Source organism: Streptomyces sp. NPDC047982 (assembly GCF_043204165.1).
In the GTDB taxonomy this organism is placed as follows: domain Bacteria; phylum Actinomycetota; class Actinomycetes; order Streptomycetales; family Streptomycetaceae; genus Streptomyces.
Window position 1 is genome coordinate 1 of record NZ_JBIDBS010000043.1, and the last position, 15,898, is coordinate 15,898.

The following is a 15,898-nucleotide window of genomic DNA, read 5'->3' on the forward strand; positions in this document are numbered from 1 at the left end:
CTGGAGGAGACCGGCCAGGCCGCGTACGACGTCCACCGCAACCTCCACCAGGGCAAGGTCGGCGTCCTGGCCCTCGCCCCGGCCGAGGGCCTGGGCGTGCGCGACCACGAGAAACGCGCCCGGCACATCGACGCCATCAACCGCTACCGCTTACAGGAACAGGACGGAGATCTCTCATGACGAGCACCTTCTGTCGCCCGGGCACCGGCCCCGCCGACGGCGTTGCCGTGGAGGAAAACGGGAAGCCGGGGCCGGTACCGGTCGGCATCCGCTCTCTGGGCGCCTATGTACCGGGTGGGGTGGTCACGAACCAGATGGTCGCCGGTTGGGCGTCGACAGATCCCGAGTGGGTTGCCGTTGCGACCGGCATCATGGAGCGCCGCGTCGCCCCGGTCGGTGAGTCCACCTCCGCCATGTGCGAGCCGGCGGCCCGCGAGGCCGTGGAAGGCGCAGCCGGGCCCATCGACGCGCTGATCCTCGCCACGTCGACTGCGGACCAGGTCACCCCAGCCACCGCGACGGCCCTGCAGCGCCGTCTCGGGCTCGACGGTGACGGCATGGCCTTCGATCTCAATGCCGCCTGCGGCGGCTTTGTGTATGGTCTCGCGGTGGCGCGCGGCCTCATCGACACCCTGCCGAACGTGCAGAACGTCCTCCTCGTCGGAGCCGACCAGTACTCGAAATACGTCAACCGCTCTCACCGCGCCACCCTGGCCCTGTTCGGCGACGGTGCCGGTGCCGTGACGCTTGGCCCTGTCCCCGACGGCTACGGCATCCAGGGTGTGGCGCTTGCCGCCTACAGCGATTTCCACGACGAGGTCGGCATCATGGCCGGCGGCACCCGTGAGCCCCTCACTCCTGAGGCCCTGGAAGCGCACCGCGACAAGATCCACATGAACGGCAAGGTCGTGCGCCGGGTGTTCGTCGAGAAGGTCTCCGCCAGTGCCCTCCAGGCAGCCGACGAGGCCGGGTGGAAGCTTGCGGACATCGACCGGTTCGTGTTCCACCAGGGCAACCCGGTGATGCTGCGGGAAATCGCCGACGGCCTGGGCATCGACGCCGACCGGGTCGGCGTGAGCGGCGACGTGTACGGCAACACCGGGTGCGGCTCCATGCCGCTGACGCTGCACCACATGAACCGTGTCGCGCCGCTGTGCCGCGGCGAGAAGATCCTGTTCGCCGGAGCAGGCGGAGGCATCACGGTCGGGGCGGTCGCACTCACCTGGTGGTGACCGGCCCATGCCCTTTCGATCCCACTCGACCCCAGAACACTCGACCCCAGAACAAAGGACACCGAACATGGACCAGGCATCAAAGTCGCCGGCCGACCCGCTTCTGCTCGCCGGCACCTGGCAACTGCTGTCTTTGACCGGCACGGAGAAGGGCGAGATCACCCACCCGCTCGGTGAGGACGCCCGCGGCCAGATCATGTACACCACGGATGGCTGCATGTCCGCCCAGCTCGGCGGCTCGGGCGGATATGTCGGCTACGCCGGACGGTACGAGTTCCACAACGACGTGGTCGTCCACCACACGATCGTCGGCAGCACCCCGCAGTGGGAGAACACCGCCTTCTCCCGCACCGTGGAGTTTCGAGACGGCCTGCTGGTCCTGCGCGCCGAACCAGCGAACGGCCTCCCCGCCGTGACGGTCGTATGGAAGCGGTCGGGCCACTGATGGACGACTTCCCGCACATACACGACGAAGCAGTGGTCTACCTCGCCGCCGGGCAGGGAACCGACCCCACCGGAGCCCTGGCCGGCCTCCACGAAGGCACGAACACCGCCCTTCCAGCCGGATCATGGGGCACGGCGAGCGAGGTCCTCGCAGAGGTCACGCAGGCCATGGCCTGCCACGGCTACCCGGCACACGATGCCCTTCATGACGTTCTGCTGGGCCGCAAGCCGGCCGACACGGCACCGCACGGGACGAGCATGCTGGCGCAGTTCGCCGCGTCAGTGGCGCTGTCCCGGATCCTCGCCCAGGCGGGCACCGTGCCGTCACTGATCTTGTCGCAGAGCCTCGGCGAGTGCGCTGCTCTGGTCGCAGCCGGGGCGCTCACCATCGCAGAGGGTACCCGTCTGGTATGCGCACTGAGCGATGTCTACCGCAGCCCCGGCACCCGGGGGGCCCTCGTCCTCGTCCAGGCCGGGGAGGCGGAGACACGGGCCCTCCTGGCTCGCGCAGCGCGCGATGATCTCGTTCTCGCCTGCGTGAACACCCCCCGCCAGACCGTCGTCAGTGGATCCGCCGATGCCGTGGCAGCTCTGATGGGGCTCGCCGGACCCCGCCGCAAGATACTGCCCGTGCCCCTGCGCGCGCATGATCCCGCCCTGTGGGAATACCGGGACCGCTTCCTCAGCCTGATCGGGGAAGTGGACCAACAGCCGCTGCACGTGCCCGTCTACTCGTCGACTCAACGCCGGTGCTTCACCGAGGCCGAAAAACTCGGCGAGGCATTGGCCGACAACTGGGTGATGCCCGCGTATTCCATCGATGCGTTCATCCGGCTCGCACCGCCCAGGGGCCGCCTGTTCATCGAACTGGGTGTCGGTCGCACCCTTGCCTACTCAGTAGGGGAAATGCTCCCCGGGGCCCGCACCCTGACTCCTCTCGACCCACCAGGTGCAAGCCGATAGGCCGGCAACCTCGCTCGACGTCACGGCCGACGCCGCCATCAACGGTCGCTGCCCTGTTTCATGGGTGCGCCCATGAAACAGGGCCCAGCCCGGTACATGGCTGATGCCGCATATACCTCCTGTGCCTCCAGGTGCGCGTTCTTCCACACGCCGTGGCGCGACAAAGATCTCGTTGCGCGACCGAGCCGGAGCGCAGGCCCGGAGATTCCTGACATGTCGCAATTCCCCCGGCCGGCCCGAGCCCGCTGGCTTCCGGCCATGCTGGTGGAGACCAAGGGCTTCGCCATCTCCACGTCCTTCCTCTATGGCTCGGCACCGCCCTCCTCCGGATTCCGGGTGGGTCCGTCGGTCACGGGACGCCGAGTTCGAAAAGGGCGTAGCCCGCGTACGAGCCGGAAGCCAGGGCCGCGACGCCGAGCAGCATGAGCTGGTGGGTCGGGCTGAGGCGACGCAGGGCGAGGGCGAGCGGGAGGAAGAGCGGGAAGAGGGGGAGCAGATAGCGGGAGACGTTGGCGAATATCTGCTGGCTGCCCAGGATGAGGACGAGGGTGAGGACGGTGTAGACCATCAGGACGGCCGGGGGACGCAGCCGGATCAGCACCGAGAGCAGTGCGAGCGCGAGCAGGACGACCCCGAAGCCGATCAGGTCCGCGAAGGGCCAGGCGGAGAGATAGTCGGAGTGGCCCACCGGGACGGATGTGAGGACGTCGAGGGTGTGCCGGCCGAAGTCCCATTCGTGGGCCCAGGCATCGGACTGAAGCTTGAAGTAGCCGCCGTAGTCGCCCATTTGGTGACCCACCCAGCCGAGATAGGCGAGAAGACCGAGCGGGGCGACGGCCATCGCGGCCACCGGACGCAGGATGCCGTCCCGGTGACGGTAGAGCTCGAGCAGGGCCGCTACGGCGACGGCGGCGATCAGCGCCACGGCGGTGGGCCGGTTGAGCCCTGCCAGGCAGGTGAGGAGACCGGCGGTGAGCCAGCGGCGGCTCAGGACGGCATGGCAGGCCCAGACGGCCAGGGCCACGAAGAGGGAGTCGGAGTAGACCGCCCACTCCGCGCCGGAACCGGGCCAGACGGCCCAGAGTCCGGCCGCGGCCAGCCCGGCCCTTCTGCCGCCGAGGCGTTCGGTGACGGCGTAGACGCCCAGGGCGGCGGCCAAGGAGGCGACGACGGAGACCAGCATGCCGGCGCCGTACACGCCGAGGCCGGTGAGCTCGGAGACCAGCCGCGTCAGCGCCGGATAGAGCGGGAAGAACGCCGCCGAGTTCCCTTCGAGGGTGATCGGGCCGGTGGCGCCGGGGATCGGGACCAACTGAGGGTCGTATCCGTACATGGCGATCTGCTGGTACCACCAGCCGTCCCAGCTGGCCAGGACGTCCCACGGCTGGGCGCCGCCGCCGAAGCGCGGGTGCTTCGTGCGGTAGTCCCCGGAGGAGTGCAGCAGCCACATGAAGGAGGCGAAGCCGATGGACTTGAGCGTGACGTAGACGGCCAGTACGGGGCCGTAGTGCTCGGCTGTGCGGCGCAGCCCGCGCCTGCGGTCGGGGCCCGTGGTGGCGGGCTGCTGCGACGGCTTCGCGTTCCAGCTAGGGATGCCGGTCGCGGTCGTACGGGCGGTGGTCTTGGTCATGCGCGGAACACCCACGCTCGGAAGAACAGGAACCGCAGCAGCGTCGCGGCCAGGTTGGCGGCGACGAGTACGGCGAGTTCGACGGTCCGCCCGGCCGAGGGCGCCGCGTGGTGCAGGGCGGCGAGCGATCCGCTGGTGAGCGCCAGGCCGATCAGGAGGACGACCAGGCCCCTGCTCTGGTGGCGCAGCACACCGCCGCGGCCACGGAGGCCGAAGGTGAGCCGCCTGTTGACGGCCGTGTTGGCGACGGCGCAGACCAGCAGCGCGAGTGCGTTGGCGGCCTGGGATCCGGCCACCGGGCGCAGCATCGCGTAGAGGAGCAGGTATGCGAGGGTGCTGACGGCTCCTACGGCGGCGAAGCACACGAGTTGGGTGGCGAGCCTGCCCGGTGCGTCCGCGCCGCCGTCGCGGAGCGACCCGCCCGGCAGCAGTGTGTTGCGCGCCAGTGCCTTGCCGATCCTGACTATGCCGCGCAGGTCGGCCAGTGCCGTGGGGAGGATGTCGACCCGGGTGTCGGGATCGTCCACCCAGTCGACCGGCACCTCATGGATGCGCAGCCCGGCACGCTCGGCGATCACCAGCAGTTCGGTGTCGAAGAACCACTCCGAGTCCTGTGTGAGGGGCAGCAGTCGCTCGGCCACATCACGCCGCACCGCCTTGAATCCGCACTGCGCGTCGGAGAAGCCCACGGCGAGGACGGAGCGCAGGAGGGCGTTGTAGCAACGAGAGGTGATCTCTCGCTTGGGGCCGCGCACCACCCGGGAACCGGGGGCCAGGCGGGTGCCGATGGCGATGTCGGAGTGGCCGGAGAGCAGCGGGGCCACGAGCGGCAGCAACGCCGTCAGTTCCGTGGACAGGTCCACGTCCATGTACGCGAGTACGGGGGCCGACGAGTGCGACCAGGCGGTACGCAGCGCCCGGCCGCGCCCCTTCTCGGCCAGCCGAAGCCACTGTGCTTCGGGCAGCTCGTCCGCCAGTCGAGCGGCGATCTGCGGGGTGCTGTCCGTGCTGGCGTTGTCGGCGATGGTGATACGGAACGGATAGGGGAAGGTCTCGCACAGGTGTGCGTGGAGTCGCCGTACGCTCCGCTCCAGATCTCCCTCCTCATTGAACACGGGGACGACCACGTCCAGGACGGGCTCCGGGTGGTGTGTCGCCACCGGTGCGCGGTGCGGTAGTCGGCTCGGGTTCTTCAGGGCAAGTGACCCTTGGTTTCTCATGTTTTGTCCTTTTTGTGACCTGATGCGAGGCAGGCTGAAGACACTCGGGGCGACGGTGCGCCACAGCGTTACGGAGTGAGGGGCGAGGACGAGGCGGTCGACGGCTGGTTCCGCGCGGTCGCCGCACCCGAAGGCGGGGCCGAGGTCGAGGGCGGCGACGCGCTCTCCGTGCTCCCCGGCGAGGTCTCGGTGGCCGTGGCCGTACTCCCGGTCGCGCCCGGCGGCATGATCGTGGCGGTCCCGTCCGGGGGTGCGGGGGCAGTGGAGGTGCCCGAGGGGGAGGGCGCGCTCGGGGACACGTCGGGTGTCGCGAGCGAGGCGGAGGGCGACGGGCTCGTCGCGGGCTGTGGGCCGCGGTGGCTGGGCTCGATCCGGGTCGTATGGCTGGGCAGCAGGGACAGTCCGACGCTGAGGCCGACGACGGCCAGGACGGAGCCGACTATGCTCTGCGCGGTTCGTCTCCGGCGGCGGGCACGCACCCCCGCCCAGAGACGTTCCCGGTGCTTCGGCTCGAACGGTGCGGGCGCCTCGGTGTCGCGCATCATCTGCGCCAGCTGCCGCTCGAAGTGATCCATGGGGTTCTCCTTCACTGCACCGGCTCGTTCACATTGCCCAGGAGCTGCCTCAGTTGCGCCACTCCGCGTGCGGCGTGGGACCGAGCCGTGCCCACCGGGCATCCGAGTGCCTCCGCCACCTGCCGCTCGGGCAGGTCCTGGTAGTAGCGCAGTACCACCGCCACCCTCTGCTTCGGCGACAACTGGGCCAGCGCGGCCTCCAGTCGAGAACGCTCCGCCACGTCCGCGGACACATCGCCGACCGCCGCCGCCTCGGGCAACTGTTCGACGGGGCGTTCGCCCCACCAACGCCGCTGTCCCGAGCGTGCCGCCGCACGCATCATCACCTTGCGGACGTACGGCTCCGGTGCGTCATCCGCGACCTTGGGCCAGACGAACCAGAGCTTGACCAAGGACTCCTGCAGCAAGTCCTCGGCCCGATGCCGATCGCCTCCGACGAGCAGACGGGCCAGGTGGAGCAGCACCGACCAGCGGGCAGCCACGAACTCGTCGAACGCACGGGCTCGACTCTGCTCCATTCGCACTGTCCCTGTTCTCGCCGATTGCCTACACCCTGTAAAAGGCACTGGCGTGCGACCTGCGATGCACCTGCGGCCCGTGATCTGGATCACAGGACGTGTCGACGACAAGCGCGCGAGGCTCCACCCGTGTCGTTGGCGGGTGGCTGAGTCGAGGTGTGGAGCGCCCCGGCCGCGATGTTGTCCGCGCGTCCCCCCAGCCGCAGCACCGGCGCGTCGAACGCGTCCCCGCACGTGGGCGATGACCTGCTGGAGATCGGCTCGTGTGGACCCCAGCACTGGGCGGCTTCGTTTGCTGGGAGGGATCTGTCTTGTCGGAACTCGGCGAGTTCGGTCGCGAGAGCGTGGATGATTTGGGCACGGATCCCGTGTCGTTGAAAGGAATCGCGAGGGTGCGAGCAGCTTTGCTGACGGTCAGGGGTGTGAGTCGCACCTTCGGTGAGCGTGAGGCACTGAGAGCCGTTGATCTGGAAGTGGCGGCGGGTGAACGCGTGGCGCTGCTGGGCCCGAACGGCTCGGGGAAGTCGACCCTGCTACGTGTCGCTTGCGGCCGGGACCGGCCCACCACTGGCACGGTTGAGTTCGATGGTGAGCCGATGACCGAGGACGATGCGCGGGTGCGCGCCCGAGTGGCTGTCGTGGGTGACGTCCTCAGTTGCTACCCCGACCTGACGGTACGGCAGCACCTCGAACTGGTCGCCGTCGCATATGACGTGCCCGGGGACCGGATCGATGAGCTCCTGTGCGATCAGCGGCTGACGGACCACGCGGATTCGCTGCCCAGCGCGCTGTCTTCCGGGCTGCTGCAGGCGATGCTGCTGGCGTCGGCGCTTCTGCGCCCCCGCGACTTGCTGGTGCTCGATGAGCCGGAGCAGCGGCTCGACCCCGGGGCGCGCGGCCGTCTCGCGGACGTACTCCGGGCGGAGGGCGACAACGGCACGGCGGTCCTGTTCGCCACGCATCACCATGAGTTGGCGCGGGCGGCGCATCGAGTGATTGTCCTGGAAGACGGGGGCGTGGTCGCGCAGGGTAGCCCGGATGAGGTCCTGGCGGAGGCAGACGCGTGAGCCGTACGGCGTTGGGGACGAGCTCGGACGTGAGACAAAGCCTGGATGTCGTGGACCGGACCGCAGAAGCGACGGCATGGCTGCGGGCCCGCCGCGGCGCTGGCCGCGCCCGTCGGTCCGGATATGCCGCGTACGTCGTCCTGGTTCTGCTGTTCGGCTGGTATGGCCTGTTCGCCATCGGGCTCTTCCTTGAGCTCAGCCACGGTCGGCCGCTGGCGGGGCATGCCGAGGTCATCACGCGTACGCTGCCCTCCGGCCTGGTCTTCGTGGCCCTGGCGGGGTTCTGCATCACAGTGCGGGACGCTCTATGGCGGGGGCCGGTGACGCCTCCCCGGCCCGACATCGACTGGTTGCTCGCGCTGCCCGTCCGACGTCGTCCGGTGCTGCTGCCCTGGTTCGCGCTGTCCGCCGGAATCTGGGTGCTGGCCGCGCTGCTGCTCGGTTTCGCCGGCGCCCTGCTCATCGCGGCGGCCGGCCTCGGCCAGATCGGCGTTCTGACCCTGGCCTGCCTCGGCCCCGCGGTCTGCCTGGCCCTGCTGGCCGTGGTCGCGGCGGCCGTGGTCGAACGGTCCCGAAAGGCCGCCGACCTGCTCCACCGAGCCGCGCCGGCCCTGCTGCTCGCCATACTGCTCAGCGCCGTGCAGGCGGTGGCCGCGGCGCAGGGGCAGCGATCGGAGGTGCTGGAGACGGTGGAACTCTGGTCCGGCCCGTGGGGCTGGGCAGCGCAGCCCGTTCTCGCCGCCGCAGGCCGGTCCGTCCCCCTGTGGCCGGCGGCGCTCGCCCTGCTGGTGGCCGCCACGGTGGCTGCCCTGGCGTGCGCCGGGAAGGTCGTCGCGGACCTGCCGGCCAGAGTGCTGAGGGCGCGAGCCCGGGCGTCGGGCGGCGTGCTGGCCGGAATCCTGGCCGTGGACATGCGCTCGGTCCGGCTCTCGATGACGAGCAGTGTGGAGATTCGCAATCGCGGCCGTGTCGAACGGTGGGCCGCACGACTGTGCCCGCCACGCTCACCCGGTCTGCTCGTCGCCTGGCGTGACGCAATGGCGCTGCTCATGGCGCCCAGACGGCCTGGCCTCATGCTCCTGATGCTCATGCTGGCCGGGGCGGCTGCGAGCGCCGCTGCCGTGACCAAGGGCGGGACGGCATACCTTGCAGCGGTGATGGCCGCCCTGCTCGGCTACTCAGCCGCTTCGTACCTGCTGGAGCCCGCCAGGCTGGACGCCGACGATGTACGGCGCACGGCATGGTCTCCTCGGCCCTACGAGTGGATCGCACTGGAACACGCACTCACACCCATGCTCGTGCTCGTTGTCACCGGATGCCTGCTCGCCGTACCCGTCGCACTGTTCGCCCATCCCACGGCGCCCCTGGTCGTCCTGGCGGCGGCACCCGTGTTGGTCGCCGCCGGACTGCTGAGCGCCTACCGCTCGCCCGTGCCGGTCTGGGTGATGCTCAGCGGCCCCGTCCTCGGCGATGCCGGCCCACTCCTGGCGATGCTGTGGTACGCAGTCGGCCCGATCGTCGGGGTTGCGGGACTCAGCGTGTTGCTCGCCGTTCCCTTCCCGTCCGTGATGCCGCAAGTGGCAGAACCGTGGGTCCGCCTGGCGGCTTGTTGGATCCTGGCCCTGGTGATGTTCCGCTGGGTGCGGGGGCGTGCACGCAAGCGGATGCGGCCATAGTCGGGAGATCGCGCGGGCGCCTGCCTGCCGACCTCCCCCGAGCCAGCCGCGCCACGGGGCGCGGAGGACCGATTCTTTTAGATGCGCCGCGCGCGCCGCCGAGCTGCCGGGCATCACCGTTCTGGACCTGGATCCGGCCGCCGCTCCGCGGCCGTCTGCCAGTGCGGGCCGATGCTGCTGCGATCCGATCCCGCCCGTGTCCGACAACGGGCCGGGGCCCTTGCCGGAATACGGAGCACGCTCATGCCTCTTGCGCTGATACTTCTCGCGGTGCCCGTGGTGGCACTGCTGGCGGCCGTATGGCTGCCCTTCGTGAACGGACCTGAGCTGTGGTTGGGGCTGCCCTCGCTGCTCGTCTGGTCCGTCGGGTGGGTGCTCGCGCTGACTCCCGCGCTGGCCTATGTGGAGCGCTGCCGTCTCAAGGCGGCCGTCTTGGCGGATCACCCCTCCTACCAGAGGCTCCGTCGCTCCTGCCGGGACAACCGCCAATCCTGCCAACCCGCTTGACAGGCGCCGACACCGCTCAACTTCGCGGCCTTGAGCCTGAACCCAAAGCGTTTCGGATCAATAGGTTGTCAATTCTGGCCAATGCTTGAGTCATTTTGGTACGCCCTTTCCGATCACTTTGCCCTCCGAGGGGTACTCAGAGTATTCTCGCGTGCCTCAATTCTTGGTTGTCTCAAGCTGAGGGATGCGTTCCGTATGGTCGGCGGGGCTGGTGGGGGCGCCGGTCGCGCTATGGAATTGGAGGGAGGGTGTGCAGCACCGCATGAGAGAGCGAAGTTGCCTCTCCGAGCATGGAACTTGCCATTTGCGTAGCGTCATCGATGACCAAGTGGAACGAATTTTGAGTGTCGACAAGAGTTCGTCCGTCATGGCTCGCTTACGTATCTCACCTGGCTGGTAGGCAGAAGTGATCGTCACAGAATGTGAGCTGGGGCGAGCGACATGGATGGCACAAATATTCGGAGCACTCGGGTTGGAGCTGCCGTACTGTCGCGATGCGAATTTGCAGACGAAATTGATTGGCTCGGGTTCGTTGCCTGGGCCCGACGAGGGGGGATCTGTGTGTACGTCTCGGATAGCAACAGTTGCGACAAGTGCCGCGGTGATCGGAGTGCTGGGAATCGCACCGGCGTTCGCGGAGGGTGGTTATACCAGCGGCATCAGTGGGTGGCTGCCGGGGAAGGACTCGCGCCAGTGGACGGACAACAACAGCGACAGTGTCTCGACCACGGTGAAGTTCTCCGGCTGCTCTGTCGACAACGGCAGGTTCACCTATGCGGGACTCCAGCTGAAGAAGGCACGCGCCGGGCTGCCCGACCCGGTCGTCAACAGGGACGACAACCACTGCGACACGTCAAGCTTCGGTGATAAGGCCGCGGGTACCTACTACTTCCACTACGCGAATCTGAACGGGCAGGACTCCGTGTCTGCCTATCTCACCGTTTCTAAGGTCACTGTGGGTTACTGACCGGATCGTGGTGTTACGGGGTGGCAGGCTGCAACCGGTCACCCCGTAACACTGTCTGGGCCGGTAGTCATCGCTCACCTGGAGTTTGCGTGCCACTGCGTTTCACGGACTGTTCGTTTTCCTACCGGGCCGGCACTCCTGTGCTTGAGGGCCTGACGATGGGCTTCCCCGGAGGATGCACAGTCCTGCTCGGCCCGAACGGGGCGGGGAAGTCGACGCTGCTTTCGCTCGGTGCGTCCTCGCTCGTCCCGGCGTCGGGGCGCGTCACCCTGGGACGCGTGGACAGTGTTCGGTGGCGGGACCGACGGGCTTTCCGGCAGAGGGTGGGGTGGCTGCCACAAGAAGTGAAGGCGATCCCGGCCCTGACGGTTCGTGAGCAGGCCGCATACGTGGGTTGGCTGAAAGGCCTGTCCAAACGCGATGCCTGGGACCGGTCGGCCACCGCACTGGAACAGGTCCGACTCACAGAACTGGGCGGCCGTAAGAGCCATGAACTCTCCGGAGGCCAACTGCGCCGCCTGGGTATCGCGCAGACGCTGGTGCACCAGGCCGAGGTTGTCCTCCTGGACGAGCCGACCGCGGGCCTCGACCCGGTTCAGCGCGGTGTCTTCCGTGACCTGCTCGCTGAACTGAGCGGCTCGGTGCACTTCATCGTCTCCACACACCAGACCGAAGACCTCGCCGACATCTACGACACCGTCGTCGTCTTCGACCGCGGTCGGCCAGTCTTCCGGGGATCGGTGCCCGAGTTCTTCTCCACAGCCCCCGTCGGCACCCCGTACGAGCGACGTGCGGAAAGCGCCTACCGCGGCCTGGTCCGAGGGGAGACCTGAACTATGCGCACCACCACGCTTCTGCGCTCGGGCCCGGCCGTGTGGACCGCTCTGGTTCTGGTTCCGGTTCTGGTCTGGTTCAGCGCCCAGAACACCGAGTCGACGATCGCCTACTGGCCGTCCGTCAGCTCCCAGACCACCATCGTCATCGGCTTCATCAGCGCTGCGTGCGGGGCGGGGGCTGCCTGGGAAGCAGCCCGGATCAATCAAGGCGGGATCGCCGTACTGGCCCCGGCCCGCAGGATGCTCAGCATTACATTCCTGCACCTGGGCCCCATCGCCGTACTCGGAGTGATCACCATGATCGCTCCCTTCGCCGTCATCATGACTTCGGTTGCGTCCCCGTCCGGCTTCCCGAACCCGACGATCCTCGCCGTCTCCTACAGCGTGATCCTGGCCCACATCGCCCTGGGCTGGTTCGTCGGCGCCCGCATGCCGAAGCTCCTCGGCGCCACCGCCATGCTGCTCTTCGGCTACTTGTGGGGGTTCTGGCCAGCCGCTCTCGATGGTCTGCCCTGGCTACGCCACCTGAACGGACAAGGCGCCACCGAATGCTGCGGCCTCGACCAGGAACCCTCCATCCGCAGCATGGCAGCCACGCTCACCTTCTCCCTCGCCATCGTGACCGCTGTCGTTCTCAGCACAGCCTTGCGCCATCGCCTCTGGCGCCCCCTGCTGTCCCTCACCGGCTTCACAGTCGCCACCGCCGTGGCGCTCACCCTGGCCGTCCCTCTCGACTTCCACGGCACCCAGGCCCGCGACACTGCATTGCGCACCTGCTCGGGGCAGAACCCGCAGATTTGCCTGTGGCCCGAACAGAACACCCAACGAGCGAACATCACCCATTGGGCCGACGAGACCGTTGCCCAACTGGCAACCGTCGGAGTCACTCCAGCCAGACAGGTCGAGTTCGGAGACCCCCGCCCCGACAAGGCCGAGGTCGCCTCGAACATCGCCACCAGCCCTCTGCCCAACGAACCACCTCCGTGCGCCCTGCGCCAAGGCGCCGCATACCCCGGTGAAGAAGCCGTGATCGCCATATACGCCTGGCTCTCCCTCACCGGCGGCGTCCCCAAGAACGACCTCGCCCAGCGCTGGCCCCACGAAGCCATCGCCCTAGCCGAACAGATCCGCGCCCTGCCCGCACAAGCCCAGCGCGCCTGGTACGAGCGCAACATGCGCTCCGTCCACGACTGCGCCGTCCTGCCCGACCTCGCACCCGCGTCCTCTACCAAGGCAGCCGCATCGTGAATTGGTGGCACCGCGCACACGCCACGCCCCTCACCGCCGCCGTCCTCACCGCCACCATGCTACTGGTGCCACTCATGGGCGGCTCCGTCGTCCCCATCCCGTCCCTCCTTGCCGGGATGAGCGCTGGAATCCCCGTAGCTCTGGTACTCCCCGCCATCCCTGCGGCGCTCACCCTGTACGCGCTCAACCGGGTCCCCCGCGCCTACGACACCACCGCAGTCCGCCCCGTGGCCAGCTACGAGGCGGGCATGCTGGCAACAACTGCGCTGCTGGCCACCGCCCTCGGCTTCGGTGCCGCCTACGCTGCGGACTCCTCCATGTCCCTCGCCGCGGCAAGGAACTTCCTCGGATACCTCGGCAGCGGGCTCATCGTCCAATACTTCGCCGGTCGCCTGTACGGCCCACTGACGGTCGCACTTGTGCCAGTCCTCTGCGCACTCATCGGACTAGGCCCCGGCGGCCGCCCCTATCCATGGACTTGGCCCCTGCACGAAGCGACCTCCCTCATCGCGGCCGCCGCCTCCCTGTTCCTCCTTGCCGGGGGTATCGCGGCGACAACCCTCCTTTCACCTCAGCGCGATGCGTCGCGCCCCGCGGCTGCCTGAACTTTCGTGCAGCGGATGTTGCCGGAACCGGAACTGTGGCTGGAACTGCGGCGTTTCCGGGCCCTACATGGAGACGGGCGCGACCTTCTCGGAGATCGCCCGGGAGACCGGCCTGAACTGGCGCACGGTCAAGAAGCACCTGGAGAACGACGGGCCCCCGAGCCTTCAGTGCGTGTTCTACGCCCGCATGCCCGAACCACAGGCCCTGCGCATCGCCCCCGCCTACCGGCCCACCCTCGTCGACCCCTACCGCGACCACCTGCGTGAACGGCGCCAGGCCGACCCGGCCGTGCCCGTCACCCACCTGCTGCAGGAAATCCGAGAGCTGGGCTACACCGGCAGCGCCAACCTGCTGGTCCGCTACCTCAACCAGGGCCGCGCCGAAGGCGACCGCCCCGTCACCACCCCGCGCCGAGCCGGCCGCCTCCTGCTCACCAACCCCGAAAATCTGCGTCCGAAAGAAACAACCCTGCTGGAGAAGATCGCCGCGGCCTGCCCGGAGATGGCCGCACTCGCCGATCTCGTACGCGGCTTCGCCGCCCTGCTGAAGCCGGCCGAGGGTAACGACGTGGAACTCACCGAGTAGGTCACGGCCGTCCGCGCCGTCGACCTGCCCCACCTGCGCAGTCTCACCACCGGCCTCGAAATTGACCGACCCGCCGTGAACGCTGGCATCACCTTGCCCTACCACAACGGCCGCACCGAAGGCGTCAACACCCGCATCAAGAGGATCACGAGACAGATGCACGGCCGCGCCGGATTCGCCCTCCTCCGCCACCGCATCCTCCTGCCCTGACAGACACCCAGCGTCACCACCGACTACGGGCCAGAGCCGCTCGTTTGACAGACCCCAACGCAGCTCAAAGTCACCAGTATCGGCTTTAGGAGTTCGATCACCGTGCGGTGCAGGGTGCGGAAACGGCGTTGAGCGGCTCGTCGTTGGTCCGGCCGTGGCCGCTTCGGTGTGGCAGCGTTCGCCGACGGTGATGTCAGGTGTGGATGTCAGGCGGGCTGGGGCACGATGCTTACCGCACGGTAGTCGTAGCCGTCCTGCCTGAAGCCGGGGGCTGCCCATGTGAGGTTCACCTGCTGCCCGGGCGACAGTGTGCGGAAGCCGGTCGCCTGGATGTCGGAGTAGTGGCCGAAGCAGCCACCGGGCGTCTCGGGGGAGTCGAGCACTCCCCACCCTTCCTCGTCGTTCCACTCGCGGACAGTCGCAGTCACCATGAGGGGAATCCTACGAGTCTGTCTGCGCCGGCACGTGCCTGGTTCTCAGCTTGGGAAGCTGCGATCATGTGCGGCCGGTTCGGGTGCTGACCTGGGCGAACGGTCGGTGAGCGGTGTCGTCGAGCTTGGTTGCTTCTACCGCCGCTGTTCCCCGCTCGATCTGGTGCGCTTGTGGTGCGCGCCGTCGTCTTCCAGTACTCGGCGCTGCCTATCGCTTCTGCGCTCGGTAGCGCTTCATCAGCGCGGTGATCCGCGCTTGGTCCGCATGTCCATTGAGCTCGACCAGAAGATCGTCAGGGCGCAACTCGTAGAGATCGCCCCACCATCGGCGGCCGCGGTTGTCCCAGATTCGGTAGCCACCCGTCACTCCCCTGGCGACGTAGCGTCTCCTGCTCATCGTCCCTCTACTCCCCGTACAGCTCGTGCCGTCGTTCAACCTCGTCCTCGCAGAGACCATACGGAGGCTGGGGACGTCCCAGCGAGGCAATATGCGGCAGCCGGCCAGCACGCTTTCCAAATGTTCGTACGGGGGTCCGGCGGGGGTCGTAGGTGTCCTGACCTGCGGCGGAGCGTTCGGTGTGGCTTGGCCTGTACGGTCCCGGACGGGGGTGAATGACCAGTCGTCTCCTGTCGTCCACTGGGCCGAAGGATGTATAGGGGGTCGTCCGCGCGCACGACGCCCCCGACTGGTGGTCGGGCGATCCTGGAAAGCACAGGGGGTTGTCGATAGGAGCCGGCCCCACCGCCACCAGGAGCGCCATGACCGATCTACACATACGACAACCGGCATCCTCACCCGCGCCCACGGCCGCCGGGGCCATGGGCCGCGCGTTGGCTGGCGGCCTGGTCATGGCGGTGGCGCTCGGTGTCGGCAACGGCCTCGGACCCGTACTGGCGGACGCCACCGGAGCCAGTGGCTTAGCCGCCCGGCTGATCGCTGCGGCCCTCGTCACCATCGTGGCCGTACCGTTCGTCCTGCGTTTGTCACACCCCCGGACGGTCGGCTTCGGTAGTCCGGGCGCGAGCCTACGGGCGTTCCTCACTGGCGTCGGGGTGACGGCCACGGCAGCGGCGCTGGTCCTGGGAGCGGGCACGGCCGTGGGGTTACTCGTCTGGCAGCAGCTGGACCTCGCCACACTGGTCGGCTTTCTCGTCACCAACGCCGTCGTCGCGTTCCTGCTTG

The 15,898-nt window shown here is 68.4% G+C and carries 16 protein-coding genes and 3 pseudogenes; 14 read left to right on the plus strand and 5 right to left on the minus strand.

What is annotated here, in order from left to right:
• The 4 genes and pseudogenes from ACGF2V_RS30405 to ACGF2V_RS30420 all read left to right on the plus strand — a co-directional run.
• Nucleotides 1-180: pseudogene (locus ACGF2V_RS30405) on the plus strand (hypothetical protein); the annotation flags it as partial.
• On the plus strand, nucleotides 177-1,232 hold the full coding sequence (locus ACGF2V_RS30410) for a ketoacyl-ACP synthase III (RefSeq protein WP_362630920.1): 1,056 nt from the start codon (nucleotides 177-179) through the stop codon (nucleotides 1,230-1,232). The pseudogene ACGF2V_RS30405 and the gene ACGF2V_RS30410, both read left to right, overlap by 4 nt.
• Nucleotides 1,233-1,299: 67 nt before the next feature.
• Complete coding sequence (locus ACGF2V_RS30415) at nucleotides 1,300-1,677, plus strand: lipocalin-like domain-containing protein (RefSeq protein WP_362624424.1); 378 nt, start codon at nucleotides 1,300-1,302, stop codon at nucleotides 1,675-1,677.
• A gap of 32 nt (nucleotides 1,678-1,709) precedes the next feature.
• Complete coding sequence (locus tag ACGF2V_RS30420; protein WP_362711028.1) at nucleotides 1,710-2,639, plus strand: acyltransferase domain-containing protein; 930 nt, start codon at nucleotides 1,710-1,712, stop codon at nucleotides 2,637-2,639.
• 349 nt (nucleotides 2,640-2,988) lie between these two features.
• Here the strand turns inward: ACGF2V_RS30420 and ACGF2V_RS30425 are convergent, their stop codons facing one another.
• Nucleotides 2,989-4,269 (minus strand): glycosyltransferase family 39 protein, encoded by a 1,281-nt coding sequence (locus ACGF2V_RS30425; RefSeq protein ID WP_362711026.1) that lies wholly within the window; start codon nucleotides 4,267-4,269, stop codon nucleotides 2,989-2,991.
• On the minus strand, nucleotides 4,266-5,489 hold the full coding sequence (locus ACGF2V_RS30430) for a glycosyltransferase (protein ID WP_362711024.1): 1,224 nt from the start codon (nucleotides 5,487-5,489) through the stop codon (nucleotides 4,266-4,268). The genes ACGF2V_RS30425 and ACGF2V_RS30430 overlap by 4 nt, the downstream gene beginning before the upstream one ends.
• A 75-nt stretch (nucleotides 5,490-5,564) precedes the next feature.
• Between ACGF2V_RS30430 and ACGF2V_RS30435 the strand changes: the two genes are divergently transcribed.
• Entirely contained in the window at nucleotides 5,565-6,059 is a 495-nt protein-coding gene (locus ACGF2V_RS30435) for a hypothetical protein (protein ID WP_362630555.1), read from the plus strand.
• A gap of 16 nt (nucleotides 6,060-6,075) precedes the next feature.
• On the opposite strand, the gene ACGF2V_RS30440 is transcribed toward ACGF2V_RS30435, so the two are convergent.
• Entirely contained in the window at nucleotides 6,076-6,582 is a 507-nt protein-coding gene (locus tag ACGF2V_RS30440) for a SigE family RNA polymerase sigma factor (protein WP_362630552.1), read from the minus strand.
• Nucleotides 6,583-6,974: 392 nt separating this feature from the next.
• Between ACGF2V_RS30440 and ACGF2V_RS30445 the strand changes: the two genes are divergently transcribed.
• The 8 genes and pseudogenes from ACGF2V_RS30445 to ACGF2V_RS30480 form a co-directional block, all read left to right on the plus strand.
• Nucleotides 6,975-7,649, plus strand: a complete 675-nt coding sequence (locus tag ACGF2V_RS30445; RefSeq protein ID WP_362630567.1) for an ABC transporter ATP-binding protein — start codon at nucleotides 6,975-6,977, stop codon at nucleotides 7,647-7,649.
• Nucleotides 7,650-7,678: 29 nt separating this feature from the next.
• Nucleotides 7,679-9,325: a hypothetical protein gene (locus ACGF2V_RS30450; RefSeq protein WP_362711022.1), complete on the plus strand. Its 1,647-nt coding sequence runs from the start codon at nucleotides 7,679-7,681 to the stop codon at nucleotides 9,323-9,325.
• A 243-nt stretch (nucleotides 9,326-9,568) separates the two neighbouring features.
• Complete coding sequence (locus tag ACGF2V_RS30455) at nucleotides 9,569-9,832, plus strand: hypothetical protein (RefSeq protein WP_362711020.1); 264 nt, start codon at nucleotides 9,569-9,571, stop codon at nucleotides 9,830-9,832.
• A gap of 601 nt (nucleotides 9,833-10,433) precedes the next feature.
• A complete protein-coding gene (locus ACGF2V_RS30460) occupies nucleotides 10,434-10,799 on the plus strand; it encodes a hypothetical protein (protein ID WP_362630543.1) in 366 nt (121 codons plus the stop codon).
• A 158-nt stretch (nucleotides 10,800-10,957) separates the two neighbouring features.
• Nucleotides 10,958-11,632 carry an ATP-binding cassette domain-containing protein gene (locus ACGF2V_RS30465; protein WP_362711018.1) on the plus strand — a complete coding sequence of 225 codons (675 nt, stop codon included), beginning with the start codon at nucleotides 10,958-10,960 and terminating at the stop codon, nucleotides 11,630-11,632.
• 3 nt (nucleotides 11,633-11,635) lie between these two features.
• The gene (locus tag ACGF2V_RS30470; protein ID WP_362711016.1) at nucleotides 11,636-12,883 is read left to right on the plus strand and encodes a hypothetical protein; all 1,248 of its coding nucleotides are present in this window, start codon (nucleotides 11,636-11,638) and stop codon (nucleotides 12,881-12,883) included.
• Complete coding sequence (locus tag ACGF2V_RS30475) at nucleotides 12,880-13,488, plus strand: hypothetical protein (RefSeq protein WP_362711014.1); 609 nt, start codon at nucleotides 12,880-12,882, stop codon at nucleotides 13,486-13,488. Before ACGF2V_RS30470 ends, ACGF2V_RS30475 begins: the two co-directional genes overlap by 4 nt.
• A gap of 76 nt (nucleotides 13,489-13,564) precedes the next feature.
• Nucleotides 13,565-14,284: pseudogene (locus ACGF2V_RS30480) on the plus strand (transposase); the annotation flags it as partial.
• A 206-nt stretch (nucleotides 14,285-14,490) separates the two neighbouring features.
• Here ACGF2V_RS30480 and ACGF2V_RS30485 read toward each other — a convergent pair.
• On the minus strand, nucleotides 14,491-14,715 hold the full coding sequence (locus tag ACGF2V_RS30485) for a cold shock domain-containing protein (RefSeq protein ID WP_362711012.1): 225 nt from the start codon (nucleotides 14,713-14,715) through the stop codon (nucleotides 14,491-14,493).
• A gap of 208 nt (nucleotides 14,716-14,923) precedes the next feature.
• A complete protein-coding gene (locus ACGF2V_RS30490) occupies nucleotides 14,924-15,112 on the minus strand; it encodes a hypothetical protein (protein ID WP_362626574.1) in 189 nt (62 codons plus the stop codon).
• Nucleotides 15,113-15,474: 362 nt separating this feature from the next.
• Here ACGF2V_RS30490 and ACGF2V_RS30495 point away from each other — a divergent pair.
• Nucleotides 15,475-15,898, plus strand: a pseudogene (locus tag ACGF2V_RS30495) (hypothetical protein); the annotation flags it as partial.